The 17976-nt window shown below is 70.2% G+C and carries 12 protein-coding genes and 1 pseudogene; 6 read left to right on the top strand and 7 right to left on the bottom strand.

Going from position 1 to position 17976, the window contains the following annotated elements:
- Positions 1–222, bottom strand: a pseudogene (locus EES42_RS45650) (hypothetical protein); the annotation flags it as partial.
- 737 nt (positions 223–959) lie between these two features.
- On the opposite strand from EES42_RS45650, the gene EES42_RS24680 reads away from it, so the two are divergent.
- Together EES42_RS24680 and EES42_RS24675 are read left to right on the top strand one after the other, a co-directional pair.
- The gene (locus tag EES42_RS24680; protein ID WP_124720445.1) at positions 960–1778 is read left to right on the top strand and encodes an SAM-dependent methyltransferase; all 819 of its coding nucleotides are present in this window, start codon (positions 960–962) and stop codon (positions 1776–1778) included.
- Positions 1775–3949 (top strand): putative bifunctional diguanylate cyclase/phosphodiesterase, encoded by a 2175-nt coding sequence (locus tag EES42_RS24675; RefSeq protein ID WP_124720444.1) that lies wholly within the window; start codon positions 1775–1777, stop codon positions 3947–3949. Before EES42_RS24680 ends, EES42_RS24675 begins: the two co-directional genes overlap by 4 nt.
- Positions 3950–4002: 53 nt before the next feature.
- On the opposite strand, the gene EES42_RS24670 is transcribed toward EES42_RS24675, so the two are convergent.
- Positions 4003–4893, bottom strand: coding sequence for a LysR family transcriptional regulator (locus tag EES42_RS24670; RefSeq protein ID WP_124720443.1), 891 nt, complete (start codon positions 4891–4893; stop codon positions 4003–4005).
- Between the two features lie 96 nt (positions 4894–4989).
- On the opposite strand from EES42_RS24670, the gene EES42_RS24665 reads away from it, so the two are divergent.
- Genes EES42_RS24665 through EES42_RS24655 form a run of 3 tightly spaced genes read left to right on the top strand, consistent with a single transcriptional unit; the run spans position 4990 to position 8391 of the window.
- Positions 4990–5697, top strand: coding sequence for a succinate dehydrogenase (locus EES42_RS24665; protein WP_124720442.1), 708 nt, complete (start codon positions 4990–4992; stop codon positions 5695–5697).
- 1 nt (position 5698) lies between these two features.
- Positions 5699–7648 (top strand): fumarate reductase/succinate dehydrogenase flavoprotein subunit, encoded by a 1950-nt coding sequence (locus EES42_RS24660; protein WP_124720441.1) that lies wholly within the window; start codon positions 5699–5701, stop codon positions 7646–7648.
- Positions 7645–8391, top strand: a complete 747-nt coding sequence (locus tag EES42_RS24655) for a succinate dehydrogenase/fumarate reductase iron-sulfur subunit (RefSeq protein WP_124720440.1) — start codon at positions 7645–7647, stop codon at positions 8389–8391. The genes EES42_RS24660 and EES42_RS24655 overlap by 4 nt, the downstream gene beginning before the upstream one ends.
- A gap of 56 nt (positions 8392–8447) precedes the next feature.
- On the opposite strand, the gene EES42_RS24650 is transcribed toward EES42_RS24655, so the two are convergent.
- From EES42_RS24650 to EES42_RS24635, 4 genes are all read right to left on the bottom strand, one after another.
- Positions 8448–11975 carry an indolepyruvate ferredoxin oxidoreductase family protein gene (locus EES42_RS24650; protein WP_241196568.1) on the bottom strand — a complete coding sequence of 1176 codons (3528 nt, stop codon included), beginning with the start codon at positions 11973–11975 and terminating at the stop codon, positions 8448–8450.
- 100 nt (positions 11976–12075) lie between these two features.
- A complete protein-coding gene (locus EES42_RS46375; RefSeq protein ID WP_124720438.1) occupies positions 12076–13758 on the bottom strand; it encodes an FAD-dependent monooxygenase in 1683 nt (560 codons plus the stop codon).
- Entirely contained in the window at positions 13755–14270 is a 516-nt protein-coding gene (locus tag EES42_RS24640; RefSeq protein ID WP_124720437.1) for a VOC family protein, read from the bottom strand. Before EES42_RS24640 ends, EES42_RS46375 begins: the two co-directional genes overlap by 4 nt.
- Before the next feature lie 195 nt (positions 14271–14465).
- The gene (locus tag EES42_RS24635; RefSeq protein ID WP_124720436.1) at positions 14466–15047 is read right to left on the bottom strand and encodes a TetR/AcrR family transcriptional regulator; all 582 of its coding nucleotides are present in this window, start codon (positions 15045–15047) and stop codon (positions 14466–14468) included.
- 150 nt (positions 15048–15197) lie between these two features.
- On the opposite strand from EES42_RS24635, the gene EES42_RS24630 reads away from it, so the two are divergent.
- Complete coding sequence (locus tag EES42_RS24630) at positions 15198–16064, top strand: fumarylacetoacetate hydrolase family protein (RefSeq protein ID WP_124720435.1); 867 nt, start codon at positions 15198–15200, stop codon at positions 16062–16064.
- 98 nt (positions 16065–16162) lie between these two features.
- On the opposite strand, the gene EES42_RS24625 is transcribed toward EES42_RS24630, so the two are convergent.
- On the bottom strand, positions 16163–17929 hold the full coding sequence (locus EES42_RS24625; protein ID WP_164495309.1) for a glycosyl hydrolase family 18 protein: 1767 nt from the start codon (positions 17927–17929) through the stop codon (positions 16163–16165).
- Positions 17930–17976: the final 47 nt, after the last annotated feature.

The following is a 17976-nucleotide window of genomic DNA, read 5'->3' as shown; positions in this document are numbered from 1 at the left end:
AGGGGGTGGCGGAGGCGACGGCCGTGGGGTGCGTGGTGGCGTCGGCTCGGGAATCGGGCCCGCGTGGCAACTGCCGTCGCCCGACGTGGCGACCGACGAACTGCCCCCGTTCTCACCGATGGAGGCGTATGCGCAGCTGTCCGCGACGGCGGGCGCCGGGGCGGAGAGCAGCCAGAGAAGGGTGACGGCTGCCGTGAGCCGTCCTATGAGTGATCCGTACACGACCGGGAGCATGTTCCGGCCGGTCGCGGGACACGCAGGCAGAGGCTGTGTTTCGCCTGATGGTGGGGACCTGGAGCGGCGGGTGTTTGCCGCCGGGGGAGTGCCCGGGACCAGCGCGGACCCGGCGGGGACGGGACGGGCGCCCGGTGTCGTGGGCGGCGGGGCCGCCGCGCGTAACTGGGACGTGCCGTACGGAGGTTGACGCGGATCCCCGGCCGGAACGGTCGGCCGGCCCTGTGCCGGCTCCCGTTCCACGACATGACCGGGCGGGCGGGCGACCGAGCGATCGACGAAGCGATCGACGAAGCGATCGACGAAGCGACCGACGAAGCGGCCGTTGAAGTGACCGGGCATTGCCTCATTGGTAAAGAATGCTTCCAAAGGCGTCACCGCCAAGGCATTTGTCACCATCAATCGACCCGGCGGACTCAACTGCGGGGACATCGGCCGCCATCCGGTCCAGACCTAATGCCCGTTGGGAAACCGGCTGCATCACCGGATTCATCAACGGCCGGGACTGTGAAGCCGCATGGTGCCCGGCATCACCTCCCCCGGCCCCGCCCGGCGTCGAATGTCACACGCAGCGACGGCGTGGTTGCACATGCCAGTGGTGTGTGACCAATAACGGACGGCTAATTTCCGTTTCCGCTCGCTCTCTTGGCAGTCGATCAGTAGCCTCTGGTCAACACTGACCATGAACATGGCCGGATCGCCGTGGCGACTTGTTGGAGACATTGATGGAGCGTCCCGCCTGGGCACCGCAAGGCATAGACATTTCGGTGCCGAGCGTGTCTCGCATGTACGACTTCTATCTGGGCGGATCGCACAATTTCGAGGTGGACCGGGAAGCGGCGCGCAAGGCCATGGAGTTCATGCCTGGACTCCCCAAGATCATGCAGGCGAATCGCGCCTTTATGCGCCGAGCCGTGCGTTACGCGGTGAGCCAGGGCATCACTCAGTTTCTGGACATCGGCTCCGGAATACCGACCTTCGGCAATGTTCACGAAGTCGCCCAGGCGGCCGCCCCGGAGGCCCGGGTGGCGTATGTCGATCACGATCCGGTCGCGGTCGCGCACAGCCGGGCCGTACTCGAAGGAAACGACCGGGCTGTGATCGCCGCCGCCGATCTGCGCCGCCCGCAGGAGATCGTGAAAAGCCCGGAGATCACCGGACTGCTCGACCTGGACCGCCCGGTGGCCCTGCTGCTCGTCGCGGTGCTCCACTTCATCGAGGACTCCGACGACCCGCAGAGCGCGGTCGCCGAACTGCGCGAAGCACTGGCTCCCGGCAGCATCGTCGTCATGACCCACGCCTCGTACGAGGGCGTTCCGCTCACCCGGGAAGAGGCGGGCGGCACGGTCGAGGTCTACAAGAACATCCGCAACCCCCTGGTCATGCGGTCCCGCGCCGAGATCGCCCGCTTCTTGGAGGGGTACGAGATGGTCGAGCCCGGCCTCGTGTCGATGCCGCACTGGCGGCCGGACGCCCCGGTGGTGACGGAGCAGGAGGACCCATTCGCGTTCTCGGGCTTCGCGGGAGTGGGACGCAAGGCGTGAGCATCCCCGCCCAGTCGTCCGGTGTGCCGGACACGGAGCCCGACGGTCCCGAGGACCGGCTCCGGAGATTCGCCACCATATGGAGCCGGGCCATCTTCCCCTCGACGGCCACCTCCTTGACGCGCACCGAGTTCGAACAGCATCTGCTGCCGCTGGCCCGCGATCTCAGCGACATCCTGCACGCCCGGCCCTTCGACGCGGCACCGGCGGGCGAAGTGGGTGCCGCCCTCGTCTCCGCGCACTGCACCGACCCGGACGCGCTCAGCAGCACGCTCGGCGTGATCGACTCGTATCTGGTGCTCTACTGCGGAAGCAACGGCGTGACGGCGTTGTCGACCGAGGACAGCAGGGCCCGCTGCGCCCGGATCCAGCACACCCTCGCGGGTGGCTTCACCCAGGCGCTGCGCGAGCGCACCCTCGTCGAGCAGGAGGCCATCGCGCGTTCCGCGCTGACCGCGCGCACCGACGCCGAACACGCGCTGCACGCGACCGAGGCACGGTTCCGCGCCGTCTTCAAGGACGCGGCCATCGGCATCGGCATCGCCGACCTGGCCGGCAACGTCCTGGAGGTCAACGACACCCTCACCCGGATGTTCGGCGGGCTCGACCACCATGTGCGCAGCCACAAGGTCAACGAGTGGGTCCACCCCGAGGACTCGCCGCACGTGTGGAAGTACTACGACGAGCTGGTGCGCGGCGAACGCGAGCACTACCGGGTCGAGAAGCCGTACTACCGCAACGACGGCACCGTGCTGTGGACCAATCTGACGGTGTCGCTGCTGCGTGACGCCGAGGGCGAGCCGCAGTACCAGCTGGCGCTGATGGAGGACACCACCGAGCGCCGGCTGCTCAATCTGCGGCTGCGGTACGAGGCCACCCACGACGCGCTCACCGGCCTGCCCAACCGGACGCTGTTCTTCGAGCGGCTGGAGAAGGCACTGTCCGCCGAGGACGGCAGCCGCTTCGGCCTCTGCTACCTCGACCTGGACGGCTTCAAGGCGATCAACGACAGCCTCGGCCACGCGTCGGGGGACCGGCTGCTGGTCGAGGTCGCCGACCGGCTGCAGAGCTGTGCGACCGCGCCCGGCGAGATGGTCGCGCGGCTGGGCGGCGACGAGTTCGTGGCCCTGACCACCGGACCCGGGACCGAGACGGAGGTCGTCGAACTGGCCTGCCGCATCCTCGGCGTGCTCGGCACCCCGATCCGCCTGGACGGCCGTGAGCTGACCGTACGGGGCTCCATCGGGGTCGTCGAGGGCCCCGCCCGCGAACGCAATGCGGCCGAGGTGCTGCGCAGCGCCGACATCACGATGTACCGGGCCAAGTCGGCGGGCGGCAACCGGTTCGAACTCGCCGACGCCGAGGCCGACGCCCGCGCCATCACCCGGCACGGGCTGACCACCGCACTGCCCGCCGCCCTGGAACGCGGCGAGTTCTTCATCGAGTACCAGCCGCTCGTCCACCTCGGCGACGGCACGGTGCACGGTGCGGAGGCGCTGGTGCGCTGGTGCCACCCGCAGCACGGGGTGCTCGGCCCGGACCGGTTCATCCCGCTCGCCGAGCACACCGGACTGATCGTGCCGCTGGGCCGCTGGGTGCTGGAGGAGTCCGTACGGCAGGCCAACTTCTGGCAGCGGCGGCACACCGACGGCGGCCCGCTGCGGATCAACGTCAACCTCTCACCGACCCAGCTGCACCATCCGCGGCTGGTCGCCGAGACGGTCGACGTGCTGGAGCGCTCGGGGCTCGAACCCGGGGCGCTCTGCCTGGAGGTCACCGAGTCCGCGCTCATCGGCGCGGACGACGACCTGCTCAAGCCGCTGCGGCAACTGGCCGAAATGGGGGTCGACATAGCGCTCGACGACTTCGGCACCGGGTACTCGAACCTGGCGAATCTGCGCCGGCTGCCGGTGAGCGTGCTCAAGCTGGACCGTTCCTTCACCATGGGCATGCAGCAGCATCCGGCGGACCCGGTCGATCTGAAGATCGTCGAGGGCATCGTCTCCCTGGCGCACAGCCTGGACCTCGCGGTCACGGTCGAGGGCGTGGAGACCGGCGCCCAAGCCGAGCAGCTGCGCAAGCTGGGCTGCGACACGGCACAGGGCTGGTACTACGCCCGGCCGGGCGCACCGGACCGGATCCACTCGCTGCTGCTGGCCGACGCGGTGTGAGGCGGGGCGGGCCCCGCGCCCGTCCCGCACCCGCTCCCGCCGGACGGGCCCGCTCAGGCCCGTCCGGCGGCGAGCAGCACCTTCTGCAGCTCGCGTGCCGCGCGCGGCGGGGCCACGTCGCTGCGGTGCGCGAGCGCGATCGTGCGCCGCAGCCCCGGACGGGCCAGCGGGGTGGTCCGCAGACCGTGGCCGGACCGGACGGCCACCATGCTCGGCACCACCGCGATCCCGAGCCCCGCCCGGACGAAGCCGAGCACGGCGTCCATCTCGCCGCCCTCCACCGTGAACGACGGCTCGAAGCCCTCCGCCCGGCAGGCGGAGACCGTCAGCTCCCGCAGGTCGTAGCCGTGCCGGAACATCACCAGCGGTGCGCCCTGGAGATCGGCGATCCGTACGCTCCCGCCCCGGCCGGGCCGCGGGGCCCGTGCGGACGACACCACGACCAGGTCCTCCTGGAGCAGCTCCACCGTCGTGAGCGCGGGGGACGCGGCGGGCAGCGGCAGCACCACCAGCGCGAGATCGAGCGCGCCGCGCGCCAGCTCCCGCACCAGGTCGAGCGAGCCGCCCTCCTCCAGCAGCAGCTGGATCCCCGGATGCCGGTCGTGGAAGGCGCGCAGCACGTCCGGGAGCAGGCCGGTGCAGAGGCTGGGGGTGGCACCGAGCCGGACCCGTCCCCGGCGCAGCTGAGCCAGCTCCTGCACCTCGTGGCGTGCGGTGTCCGCGTCCGCGAGGATCCGGCGGGCCAGCGGCAGCAGGGCCTCGCCCGCGTCGGTGAGCGTGATGTTGCCGCGCGCCCGGCTGAACAGCTCCGCCCCCAGCTCACTCTCCAGCGCCCGGATCTGCTGGGAGAGCGAAGGCTGCGAGACATGCACCTCCTCGGCGGCACGGGTGAAGTGCCGGGTCTCGGCCACGGCCACGAAATACATCAGCTGCTGGAACTGCATACGCCCACCTCGATCGGCCACGATAGTCCAAGCCTATGAACATGAGCCACTCCATGTCTTGGACTGATGAGGTGGATCGGTCCTAGCGTCGTGTCCATGGCATTGGCAACCCGGACGGACCGACGGCCGTCCATGACGCGTACGCTCTGGGACTCGTCCCTCGGCAAGAAGACGGTCATGGCCGTGAGCGGCCTGATCATGCTCCTCTACTTGGTCGTCCACATGATCGGCAACCTGAAGATCTTCTTCGGGTCCGGCGAGTTCAACCATTACGCGCACTGGCTGCGGACCATGGGCGAGCCCTTCCTGCACTACGAGTGGGCCCTGTGGATCGTCCGCGTCGTGCTCGTCGCGGCAGTGGTGCTGCACGCGGTCTCCGCGTACCAGCTGAGCCGCCGCGACATCCGGGCGCGCCCCGCCAAGTACGTGCACAGGAAGCCGCGCGCCAGTTATGCCACCCGGACGATGCGCTGGGGCGGGATCATCCTCGGCCTCTTCATCGTCTGGCACATCCTCGACCTGACGACGGGCACCGTGCACCCCGGCGGATTCCAGTCCGGGCACCCGTACCAGAACGTCATCGACACCTTCTCCACCTGGTACGGCAACACCATCTACATCGTCGCCATGCTCGCCCTCGGACTCCACGTCCAGCACGGCTTCTGGAGCGCGGCCCAGACCCTCGGCGCGGGAAGCGCGACCCGTGACCGCGTCCTCAAGACCATCGCCAACGCCCTTGCCGCCGTGCTGACGCTGGGCTTCATCTGCGTACCCGTCGCCGTCATGACCGGAGTCGTGAGCTGACATGACCGACTACTCGCACTACGAGACCGGCGCGCCCGTCGTCGACACCAAGGCCCCCGAGGGCCCCGTCGCCGAGCGCTGGGACACCCGCCGCTTCCAGGCCAAGCTGGTCAACCCGGCCAACCGCCGCAAGCACACCGTCATCGTCGTCGGCACCGGACTGGCCGGCGGCTCGGCCGGTGCGACCCTGGCCGAACAGGGCTACCACGTCGTCCAGTTCTGCTTCCAGGACTCGCCCCGCCGCGCCCACTCGGTCGCCGCCCAGGGCGGCATCAACGCCGCGAAGAACTACCGCAACGACGGCGACTCGATCCACCGGCTCTTCTACGACACCGTCAAGGGCGGCGACTTCCGCGCCCGCGAGTCCAATGTCCACCGCCTCGCCCAGATCTCCGTCGAGATCATCGACCAGTGCGTCGCCCAGGGCGTCCCCTTCGCCCGCGAGTACGGCGGCCTCCTCGACAACCGCTCCTTCGGCGGCGTCCAGGTCTCCCGCACCTTCTACGCCCGGGGCCAGACCGGACAGCAGCTCCTGCTCGGCGCCTACCAGGCACTGTCCAGGCAGATCGCCGCGGGCAACGTCGAACTGCACGCCCGCACCGAGATGCTCGATCTGATCGTCGTCGACGGCAAGGCCCGCGGGATCGTCGCCCGCGACCTCGTCACCGGGAAGATCGACACGTACTTCGCCGACGCGGTCGTGCTGGCCAGCGGCGGCTACGGCAACGTCTTCTACCTGTCGACGAACGCCATGAACTCCAACGCCACGGCCGTCTGGCGCGCCCACCGCCGCGGCGCGTACTTCGCCAACCCCTGCTTCACCCAGATCCATCCCACCTGCATCCCGCGCACCGGCGACCACCAGTCCAAGCTGACCCTGATGAGCGAGTCGCTGCGCAACGACGGCCGGATCTGGGTCCCGAAGGCCAAGGGCGACGACCGCCCCGCGAACGAGATCCCCGAGGACGAGCGCGACTACTACCTGGAGCGCATCTACCCCGCCTTCGGCAACCTCGTGCCCCGGGACATCGCCTCCCGCGCCGCGAAGAACGTCTGTGACGAGGGGCGCGGCGTCGGCCCAGGCGGCCAGGGCGTCTACCTGGACTTCGCCGAGGCCATCCAGCGGATGGGCCGCGACAAGGTCGAGGAGAAGTACGGCAACCTCTTCGACATGTACGCACGGATCACGGCGGAGAACCCGTACGAGACCCCGATGCGGATCTACCCGGCCGTGCACTACACGATGGGCGGTCTCTGGGTCGACTACGACCTCCAGACCACCGTCCCGGGCCTCTTCGCCATCGGCGAGGCCAACTTCTCCGACCACGGCGCCAACCGGCTCGGCGCGTCCGCGCTGATGCAGGGCCTCGCCGACGGCTACTTCGTCCTCCCGTCGACGATCAACGACTACCTCGCCCGCAATCCGCACCACGAACCGGTGGACGCCTCGCACCCCGCCGTCGAGGAGGCCGTCGCCGACACCGAGGACCGGCTGAACCTGCTGCTCGCAGTCGACGGCGACCGCACCCCCGACTCCTTCCACCGCGAGATCGGTGAACTCATGTGGGAGCACTGCGGCATGGCCCGCACCGAGGACGGACTGCGCAAGGCGCTCGAACGCATCCCGCAGATCCGCGAGGAGTTCTGGCGGCGCATCAAGGTCCCCGGCACCGGCGACGAGTTCAACCAGTCGCTGGAGAAGGCCAACCGCATCGTCGACTACCTGGAGCTCGCCGAGCTCATGTGCCTCGACGCACTGCACCGCGCCGAGTCCTGCGGCGGCCACTTCCGCGAGGAGTCGCAGACCCCGGACGGCGAAGCCGCCCGCCGGGACGAGGAGTTCTCCTACGCCGCCGCCTGGGAGTTCTCCGACACCGGCCGGGCCCCCGTCCTGCACAAGGAAGACCTCGTCTTCGAGTACGTCCACCCCACTCAGCGGAGCTACGCATGAAGCTCACCCTGCGCGTCTGGCGCCAGAAGAACGCCGACGCACCCGGCACCATGTCCACCTACGAGGTGGACGGCATCTCGCAGGACATGTCGTTCCTGGAGATGCTCGACACCCTCAACGAGGAGCTCATCCTCGCCGGCGACGACCCCGTCGCCTTCGACCACGACTGCCGCGAGGGGATCTGCGGCGCGTGCAGCCTCGTCATCAACGGCGATGCCCACGGCCCCGAGCGCACCACCACCTGCCAGCTCCACATGCGGTCCTTCGAGGACGGCGACACGATCGACATCGAACCGTGGCGCGCCTCCGCCTTCCCGGTCGTCAAGGACCTGGTCGTGGACCGCTCGGCCTTCGACCGGATCATCCAGGCGGGCGGCTACATCTCCGCCCCCACCGGCACCGCCCCGGAGGCACACGCCGCCCCGGTGCCCAAGCCCGACGCCGACTTCGCGTTCGAGCACGCCGAGTGCATCGGCTGCGGCGCCTGCGTGGCGGCCTGCCCCAACGGCTCGGCGATGCTCTTCACCTCGGCGAAGATCAACCACCTCAACGTGCTGCCGCAGGGTGCCCCGGAGCGCGAGACCCGGGTGCTCGACATGGTCGGCCAGATGGACAGCGAGGGCTTCGGCGGCTGCACGCTCACCGGCGAGTGCGCCACCGCCTGCCCCAAGGGCATCCCGCTGCCGTCGATCTCCGCCATGAACAAGGAGTGGCTGCGCGCCACCCGCAAGGTGCGCCGCTAGAGCCGCCCGTCCGGGAGGACGGCTCGGGCGGCCCCGGTGCCGGGGCCGCCCCGTGACTACCCGGCCGGCGTGCCCGTCGCGGCAGCGTCCTGGAGCGGCTGCCCGAGCCGTTCCAGGAGCCCGGCGGCTTCGGCACGGTACCGGGCGACTGCCGCCGTCTTGATGTCCTCGTACCCCCGCACCATGTCGGGCAGTTCGGCGAGTTCGACCGTCAGGGCGTGGTTGTCCGGGCCCAGCCCCAGGCAAGCGCGGGCGATCATGTCCTCGTACTCGACGACCAACGCCCGTTCGACCCGGCGCATCCGGGCGGCACCGAACGGGTCCAGCCACGTACCCCTGACATGGCGCATCGCCGCGAGCACGCGGAAGACGGGCCTGAACCACGGGCCGAGCACGATCTTCCGGTCCATCCCGAGCGCGCGGAGCACGGGCGGGTGGAGACGGTAGGACATCCGGGCGCCCTCCCCGAACCTCGCCCGTACGTCTCGTTCCACGGCCGGATCGAGGGAGAGGCGCGCCACCTCGTACTCGTCCTTGTAGGCCATGAGCTTGTACAGGTGGCGGGCCACCGCCTCGGTCAGCGCGGTCGAGCCGGGGACACGCTCGGCCTCGATCCGGCGCACCCGCTCGACACCCTGGGCGTACCGCGTCGCGTAGGCCGTGTTCTGGTAGCCGATGAGATCCGGCACCCGGACCTCCAGCAGGCGCCTGAGCTCCGACCCCGGAGCGGTGTCCACCAGCGCGATCACACCGCGCGCCGAGGCGGAGGCGGCGGTCTCCGGTGCCGGGGCGCCGCTCTCGCGCTTCAGGGTCGCGGCGAAGCCGACGGGGTCGCCGACGGCCTGCCGGCCGAGCCGGAACGCCTTGAGATTGTCCTCGACCCTCACCCCGTTGAGGGTGATCGCCTCCTCGATGGACTCCGCGGGCAGGGGCAGCGCACTGGTCTGGTAGGCCGCCCCGGCGAGCAGCAGATTGGCGAACTGGTCCTCACCCAGCAGGGAGTCGGCCAGATGGCGCGCGTCGAGGAAGACGGCCCGGTCGGCCACCGCACGAATGCGTTCCTTGATCGGTTCGACGGCGGGGAAGGACACCGTCGTGTCGGTCACCATCTGCCCGGTCGGAACCTCGGCCGTGGAGACGACCGCCACGGTCCGCGCCGGGGTCGCGGCGGACAGCTGACCGGGATCCGCCGCGACCAGCAGGTCGCAGCCGAGATAGAGATCGCACTCCTCGTCGGCCGCCTTGTTCGACTGCGCCACCGGCTCCCGGGTGATCTTGATGTCGGAGACCACCGCACCGCCCTTCTGCGCCAGGCCGGTCTGGTCCAGGGCCCGGACGTGACGGCCGGCGAGTGACGCCGCGGTGCTCAGGATCTGCGCCAGGGTGATGACTCCGGAGCCGCCCACCCCGGTGATGCGCGTGGTGTGCGAGGCGGGCTCGTTGCCCGGCGGCTCGGGGAGCGCCGCGGGGTCCGGCATCGGCACCGGGGCGAAGGCCGCTCTCCCCTTGGCGGGGACGACGGTGAGGAACGAGGGACAGTCGCCCTTCAGGCAGCTGAAGTCCTTGTTGCAGGAGGACTGGTCGATCCGGGTCTTGCGTCCGAACTCGGTGTCCGCGGGCTGGACCGACAGACAGTTGGATTTCTGCCCGCAGTCGCCGCACCCCTCGCAGACCCGCTCATTGATCACCACCCGCTCGGCGGGGTCCGCCGCCAGCCCGCGCTTGCGCTTGCGGCGGAGTTCGGTGGCGCACTCCTGGTCGTGGATGAGCAGGGTCACCCCGGGAACCCGCGCGAGGGTCTCCTGCGCCTCGGTCAGCCGGTCGCGGTGCCACACCTGAACGCCCTTGGGGAGCCTCACCCTTCGGTAGCGCGAGGGATCCTCGGTGGTGACGATGATCCGCCCGACCCCCTCGGCGAGGAGCGCCGCGCAGATCGCCGGCACGGGCATGACGCCGACGGGCCGCTGCCCGCCGGTCATGGCGACCGCCGAGTTGTACAGCAGCTTGTAGGTGATGTTCACTCCGCCGGAGACCGCCGCCCGGACGGCGAGGCTGCCGGAGTGGTGGAAGGTGCCGTCCCCCAGGTTCTGGATCAGGTGCTTCCGTTCGAGGAACGGCTGCATGCCGATCCACTGGGTGCCCTCCCCGCCCATCTGCGTCATGCCGATCACGTCTCCGGCCTGGGCCGGGTCCATCAGCGTGACCATGGCGTGGCAGCCGATCCCGGCACCGACGGTGGACCCCTCGGGCGTCTGCGTCGAGACGTTGTGCGGGCAGCCGGAACAGAAGTAGGGCGTACGGGTCAGCAGCGGCAGCCGCACACGGCTGGGCCTCGGCCGGGAGGTCTCCGACCAGCGCCGCACGGTGGGGAAATCGCCGATGGAGACCAGCCGGACGGCGAGCCGGGCGGCGATCAGATCGGGGCCCAGCTCGCCGTCCGCGGGGATGAACACACTGCCGTCGGGCGCGCGCTTCCCGGAGACGGCCGGCATGGCGGGCCTGCCGTAGAGCAGGTCCTTGACCGCGGTCTCGATCAGCGGACGCTTCTCCTCCACCACGATGATGTGGCTCAGACCGGCCGCGAACCGTTCCACCACCGACGGTTCGAGCGGGTGGATCATGCCGAGGTGGAGCAGCCGGATCCCGCGCCGCTCCAGTTCGGTGTCGTCGAGTCCGAGGATGCGCAGGGCCTGGCGAAGGTCGAGGAAGGTCTTGCCGGGGGCGATGATGCCGACGCGGTCGTCCCGGCCCTGCCGGGTGATCCGGTTGAGGCCGTTGGCGGCGGCGTAGCGGCGGGCGATCTCCAGCCGGACGCCGTCCCGGCTGCGTTCCAGCTCGCCGAGCGCCGGCTGCACCATGTGGGCGGTCACCCGGTGCCGGTACGGTGTGCCACCGGCCGGGAGCGCGGGCGCGAGGGGCGAGACGCGCCCGGCCCGCACGTCGACGGTGCCGGAGCCGTCGGCGACGGCGGTCACGATCTTCAGGGCGACCCACAGCCCGCTGGCACGGGACATGGCCACGCCGTGCAGTCCGAAGTCGAGCGCCTCCTGCGGGTCCGACGGGTAGAGGGTGGGGATCCCGAGGTCGGCCAGGAGCAGTTCGGACGCTCCGGGCACGGTCGAGGACTTCGCGGCCGGGTCGTCGCCGACCAGGGCGAGTACGCCGCCGTCGGGGTGTGTGCCCATCAGGTTGGCGTGCCGGATGGCGTCCGAGGCACGGTCCAGGCCGGGGGACTTGCCGTACCAGATGCCCGTGATGCCGTCGACCCGCTTGTCCTGCTGCATCGCGGCGAGCTGCGTGCCCTGGACCGCCGTGGCGGACAGTTCTTCGTTGACCCCGGGGCGGAAGACGATGTCGTGCGCGTCGAGTTGTGACCGGCAGCGTTCGAGTTCCATGTCGTAGCCGGCCAGGGGCGACCCCTCGTACCCGGACACGAAACCGGCGGTGCTGCGGCCGGCGCGAAGGTCCGACCGGCGCAGGTCGAGCGGGAGCCTGGCCAGTGCCTGGATCCCGGTGAGATGAAGGGTGCCCTCCTCACGCGTGAATCGGTCCTGGAGCGTGGGCCGTGCTGTTTTCTGAGTCACCACGTGCTTTCCTCCGAAGGTGCGTCGGTGGTCCGCGGCGCCGGTCCTCCGAGAGGACCCCGAAGGACCGGCGCCGCGCGAACCGTCCGGCTCGAAGCGGTTATGCGGACCGGGGCGAGGCGTCCGGCACTTCGCAGAGGGCGGTGCCGGGCGACAGGGGCGAGCCGTCGCCGCTGCGCCATGCGATGTGGCTGTCCGGGCGTACGAGGACGGCTCCGTCCTCGGTGATCCCGAGGCGTTCCAGGAGAGAGCCGTCGACGACGGTGATGTCCCGGCCCACGACGACCGTCCGGGCCGGAACATCACCGGCGGTCTCCGCGAACGCCGCGGCCCATTGAGCGCCGGCCGGCCCAGTGATCAGCGTGAAGCCCGGGAAGAGGAGATCGTGCGTCGACAGCAGGGCACCGTCGCGTTCGACCCAGGCGTGCGGGAGCCGCGCACCGAGGACCGGGGCGGGTGAGTACTCCGTCGCCGGGAGAGGGGCACCGGTCTCCTCCTCGGTGTGCCCTCCGGCTCCGTAGACGTATCCGATCTCCTGGCCGAGGGAGTCGAAATGCGGCCGCTGCGGAGGGATGGCCGCCGCGAGCCGCCGGCGCTCGGCCGCGGCGATCTCCGGGTCCGGGCTTTCGAGCCGGGCGGCGATGCCGGCCGTGTCCGGCCCGATCCCCGCCTCGGCCATCTTCGTCGCGTTGAGGACGCTGTGGCGGGCGTTGGCGACGGCGACCGGGCGGCGTTCGCTCTCGTAGCTGTCGAGCACGGATTCGGGAGCCCACCCGCCCAGCACCGCGGCGAGCTTCCACCCGAGGTTGTCCGCGTCGGACAGTCCGGTGTTCATGCCCAGACCGCCGGTCGGGGGGAACTGGTGGGCGGCGTCGCCCGCGAGGAAGACCCGGCCGCTCCGGTACCGTTCGGCGGTCCGTGCCACCATCGTCCAGGGGCCCACGGACCGGATGTCCACCTCCAGTTCGTCCACGCCGACGGCCTCCCGGATGATCCGGGCGCACCGTTCGGGCGAGTAGTCACCGGGCGACTCGGTGGCCGGATCGAAGCTCCGCTGGAACGTCCATCTGCGGACACCGTCCATCCCGATGAAGACGCCGGGGGAGGCGGTGTTGACGGCCCAGATGAGCAGGGCCGGATCGGCCTCGGTCCAGGGTGACAGGTCCGCGTGGAAGTAGATGTTCAGCTGATGGCCCAGGACCGGCGAGCCCTCGGTCGTGATGCCGAGTTTCTCCCGTACGCCACCGGCCGCCCCGTCCGCGGCGACGGCGTAGCGGGCACGGAGTGTCTGTTCGCACTGCCCGCTCTTCACGGTGACATCGACCGCGTCGCCCCGGTCCGCGACGTCGAGGACGGTGGTGTTGTAGCGGACGGTCGCCATGCCCTGGGCGAGGACCGCGTCGAGGAGGTGCTGTTGTACGCGGTCCTGGGCGCAGGAGGTGATCATCTCGGGGGAGGCGTCGATGCGCCGGAGCATCTGCTCGCCGTGCCCCTCGGCCATGTTGATCCGGCCGAGTTCGGAACCCGAGAGGGTCTGTTTCCACTGGATGTTCAGCGCCCACCGGGGGTCCACCGAGTCCGCGCGGACCGCGTCCGCGATTCCCCAGCTCCGCAGCAGTTCCATCGACCGGGTGTTGACGACATGGGCACGGGGATGCGGATTGATGCCCCCGTACTGTTCGCACACGACGCTGGGCACGCCGTGCCGGCCCAGTACCAGCGCCGTGGCCAGTCCGACGGGACCGGCGCCGACGATGAGCACGGGAGTGTCGGCGGCCGTCATGAGCGCTTGACCAGCTCGGCGAAGGGCTCACCGGACTCGAAACGGCGGACCAGCTCGTCGGGGTCGAATCGGGTACCGATCGGATCTTCCTCGAAGGCACCCGAGGCGAACCACTCGTGGAGCGCCTCCTCGGTGGCGAAGTTGTCGATCTGGAGTTCGATGTGATTGCCGTCGGGGTCCTCGAAGTACATCGAGGTGGTCGGGCCGTGATTGACGCACCAGAAGGGGTGGATCCCCTCCGCGTTCAGCCGCCGGTAGGTGCCGAGCAGATCCGCGAGCGTGCTGTACGTGAACGCCGTGTGGTGCAGGCCGGTGTGCCCCTCGCCCGGGCGCTCCGACGCCCCGGTGGAGATCAGCGCGATCCGGTGGTGTTCATCGTCGTACGTGAGGAAGGCCAGGGAGTCGTTGGCGAAGGTGACGCGTCCCTCCAGGACGCGTACGTACCACTCGGTCATGGTTGTCAGCTGACCGGTCTTGAGAACGACATGGGCGAGTTTGCTCGGAGAAGCCATGGGAGCGACCTCCTGGTCGTAGGCATGACGCCTTCTTGTCTGGCATGCAAGAGCAGCATAGGCGCGTTCTTGTATGAGAGACAAGAGGGGGTCGCGTACGGGTCGTGAGGTCTCCGGAAGGTGGCATTCCGGCTGTCCCGGGATGCTCGGCTCGATGTCGCTCCTACTCGGTGGGGCGCGCGGGCGCGCGTTCTGTCATCCGCCGGCGCCGCAGCGTGCGGCCGCGGCCGCCGTGAGTGCCTCGGTCAGGAGCTGGACGACCTCCGCGGTGGGGCGGTCCAGGCGCCGGACGCTGACCAGCAGGCCCTCGAAGAGCACATGGGCGGTGTCCGCGATCAGGCCGACATCGGCGTCGGCCGGCAGTTCGCCGGTGATGGCGGCCAGCAGGCGCCCTTCGAGCCACTCCTGGATCTGCCCGTACGTTCCGGCGAGCGCCTCCGAGTCGCCGATCCGTTCGTAGGCCTCCCGGTGCAGCCCCCGGTACGGCTCCATGTCCAGCAGGAGTGCCACCAGTTCGCGCTGTGGATCCCCGGCGAGTTCCTCGTCGGCCTCGATGCGCTCCCGTACCTGCGTGACGTAGTGATCGAGTGCGGCGGCGAAGAGGTCGTCCTTGGTGGGGAAGTACCAGCGCACCGCGTTGGCCGCGACGCCCGCGGCGCGCCCCACCTCGGCCAGGCTGGTCCCCTTGTATCCGCGGGTGGCGAAGAGCTCCCATGCGTGGTCGACCAGCGCGGCCTCGCGCTCGGCCTTCGGAATCTGCTGTCGATTGCGTGGCATGGAACGGAAGCCTATGCCGGGAGTGCCCCGCGCCTGCGGGCGGCACGGGTGGGTGCCTCGTGGTCTCCGGCTCACCTCTTGACTCTCGAACAAGATGTCTCTTGACTTGAGGGCAAGAGAGCGTGGGCCGGTCGAACGAGGGAGTTCGTGATGCGTCTGTACAGCACCGATCAAGGCATCGCCAGGGAGGACCGCGAGGGGGAGCTGTCCCTGCTCGATCTGCCCTTCGACGAGCTGGGCGCGCTGCTGCGCGGTCCCGGCGTCGTGGCGGCGCGATCGGCGAGGACGGTGCGCCAGGTCGCACTCGGCGAGGTGAGGGTCCTCGCGCCGGTTCGCCGCCCCGGCAAGGTCCTCATCGTCGGCCTCAACTACCGCAGCCATGCCGAGGAGGCGCTGGAGATGCTGGCGGCGATGGGCAGGGGCCCTGTCCGGATACCGGAGGAGCCGAACTTCCAGGTCGTGGCCGGATCCGCGGTGATCGCGCCGTCGGAGCCGATCGTCCTCCCGGCCGTCGCGGCCGCCGAGGTCGACTACGAGGGCGAGGTGGCCGCCGTGATCGGCCGCACCGCCACGGCCGTGGCGACGTCGGACGCCGGGAAATACCTTGCCGGTCTGACGGTCGTCAACGACGTCTCGGCCCGGGACATCCAGCGCCGCGCCATGTCCGGTGATCCGACCGCGTCCATCGGTGTCTCCAAGAGCTTCGACACCTTCAAGCCGCTCGGGCCCTGTCTGGTGACCGGGGACGAGTTCGCCGAGCCGTTCGACCTGTGCATCCGGACCCGGGTCAACGGCGAGCTGCGCCAGGACGATCGCACCAGCAGCCTCATCCACCGCCTGCCCGAGCTGATCTCGTTCCTCTCGCGATATCAGACCCTTGAGCCGGGCGACGTGATCTGCACCGGCTCACCGCGCGGTGCGGGTGTCTTCTCCGACCGCTTCCTGCGGCCGGGCGACCGCGTGGAGGTCGAGGTGGAAGGCATCGGATCGCTGCGCAGCGGCGTGGTGGCGGCCTGAGAACACCGAACTGCCCGGGAGCGCCCGGGCGCGGTGCTGTTCCCGGCTCCGGAGGCCGCCCGCCTCCGGAGCCGGGAAGTCCCGGACGGCTCGTGGGGTCAGGAAGTGACGGAGAAGTCGTCCGCGTACACCGTGCCCTGCCCGTACCAGCCGTGCAGATAGACGGTCACCTTGCCGGTGGAGCCGGTGGTGAAGGCGGCCGACTGCTTGGCGTAACCGCTCGACGAGCCCCAGACGTCGGCCGTGGCGTCGCCCCGCACGCCGAGGTAGCCGTAGTTGCCCTGCACCCAACCGCTCAGTGTGTACTTGGTGTTGGGTGACAGGGTGAGCGTCTGCGTGCATTCGCCGGTCTGCGACGCGGTGGCCGCCGCGGCGAGTGCGTGCGTACCGCCGTGCACCGGGGTGGAGACGACCGCGCCACCGGACTCGCACGTCCAGGGGCCGAGCGAACCCGACTCGAAGTCACCGTTGACCAGGGCCCCGGTGCCGCCGCCCGGGCCCGACACCGTGAGGGTGAGGGCCGCCGCGTGGCTGAGCGTGCCCGCCGTGCCGGTCACCTCGATCCGGTACGTGCCGGGGGCGGCGGACGCCGAAGCGGCGACCGTCAGCTTCGACGTCCCGCCCGCGGTGACCGAGGTCGGGCTGAGCGTCGCCGTCACACCGGCGGGCGCGCCGCTCGTCGTCAGCGCCACGGTCTTCGCGTTGCCGGAGGTGACCGCCGTGTTCACCGTCGCCGTCGTGGAGCCACCGGGGGCGACCGTCGCCGAACCGGGGGCCACGGCCACCGAGTAGTCGTCCGTCACCGGCCCGGTGCCACCGCCCGTGAACGGGGCGAAGGTGTGGGCGAAGTACCAGGTGTCCTGTGCGATGCCAGAGCAGGTGTCGCTGCCCCCGGTGCCGGGGCAGCCGCCGTTGTCGCGCTGGAGTGCCCAGAACGACAGGGTGCTGAGGCCCTTGGCGACGGCCCAGTTGTAGACCGAGGTGGCGTCGGCCGTGGTGAACGTCTCGGCCGGGCCGTAGTCGTCGATGCCCGGCATCTCGATGATGCCGGTCATGCCCCACAGCTGGGCGTCGGTCTTCGACGGGTACAGATCGGCCAGCTGGCCCTTGAGCCCGGTGATCGCCGTCTGGGTGTCCTGCGCCATGTTGTGCGGGGCGCCGTCGTAGTAGTCGAAGGTCATGAGGTTCACGACATCGACCTTGGCACCGTTGGACACCGCGTTCTCCAGCACCGCGAGACCGCTGTCGGCCAGACCGCTCGTGGTGGTGGGCAGGGTGTACGAGATCTGCACCGAGCGCCCGTTGGCGGCGGCCCAGTCCTGCACCTTCTTGATCGCCTTGTTGCGGCGGTCGATCCCGGCGCTGTTCTCCAGCGAGTTGTCCTCGATGTCCATGTCGAGACGGGACACGTCGTAGGTCGTGATGACCTTCTCGTAGGCCGCCGCGATGGAGTCGACACTCGTACAGCTGTCGGCGATCTCGGTGCCGCCGTTGTCGGCCGTGTAGCCGCCGAACGACGGGATCACATCGCCGCCGCGGGACCGCATGGTGGTGAAGTCGGCGCCGAACTCGGACTGGGCGATGGGCGTGCCCGAATCGCCGTTCCAGTAGGGGGTGCAGGAACCGCGGGCCTCCGTCTGGATGAAGGCCATGGTCAAGTACTTGGCGCCGGACGCCTGTGAGAGCGCGGCCGGGCTGTCGCCGTTCCACGCCTCGAAGTACGGGGCGAAGACGTGCGCGGGCAGGGGAGTGGCGGCGGTCGCGGCGGCCTGTGCGCCGGCGCCCGATCCGAGGATCAGACCTGCGGACGCGACGACGGTGGCCAAGGCGCTCAGGACGGCGCCGACTCTTCTTGGACGTCTCATGGGGCAGCTCCCAGCGGGGTGAGACAACGGGCGGATCGCACGGCTCG

This window comes from Streptomyces sp. ADI95-17 (assembly GCF_003846175.1).
Lineage (GTDB): Bacteria > Actinomycetota > Actinomycetes > Streptomycetales > Streptomycetaceae > Streptomyces > Streptomyces sanglieri.
Note: the sequence above shows the minus strand (reverse complement) of the source record. Positions and strands in the feature narration are given on the sequence as shown.

Excerpts from the sequence above, each read along its gene's own strand:
- EES42_RS24680 (WP_124720445.1), top strand. The coding sequence starts at position 960 with ATGGAGCGTCCCGCCTGGGCACCGCAAGGCATAGACATTTCGGTGCCG.
- EES42_RS24670 (WP_124720443.1), bottom strand. The coding sequence starts at position 4,893 with ATGCAGTTCCAGCAGCTGATGTATTTCGTGGCCGTGGCCGAGACCCGG.
- EES42_RS24665 (WP_124720442.1), top strand. The coding sequence starts at position 4,990 with ATGGCATTGGCAACCCGGACGGACCGACGGCCGTCCATGACGCGTACG.
- EES42_RS24660 (WP_124720441.1), top strand. The coding sequence starts at position 5,699 with ATGACCGACTACTCGCACTACGAGACCGGCGCGCCCGTCGTCGACACC.
- EES42_RS24655 (WP_124720440.1), top strand. The coding sequence starts at position 7,645 with ATGAAGCTCACCCTGCGCGTCTGGCGCCAGAAGAACGCCGACGCACCC.
- EES42_RS46375 (WP_124720438.1), bottom strand. The coding sequence starts at position 13,758 with ATGACGGCCGCCGACACTCCCGTGCTCATCGTCGGCGCCGGTCCCGTC.
- EES42_RS24640 (WP_124720437.1), bottom strand. The coding sequence starts at position 14,270 with ATGGCTTCTCCGAGCAAACTCGCCCATGTCGTTCTCAAGACCGGTCAG.
- EES42_RS24635 (WP_124720436.1), bottom strand. The coding sequence starts at position 15,047 with ATGCCACGCAATCGACAGCAGATTCCGAAGGCCGAGCGCGAGGCCGCG.
- EES42_RS24630 (WP_124720435.1), top strand. The coding sequence starts at position 15,198 with ATGCGTCTGTACAGCACCGATCAAGGCATCGCCAGGGAGGACCGCGAG.
- EES42_RS24625 (WP_164495309.1), bottom strand. The coding sequence starts at position 17,929 with ATGAGACGTCCAAGAAGAGTCGGCGCCGTCCTGAGCGCCTTGGCCACC.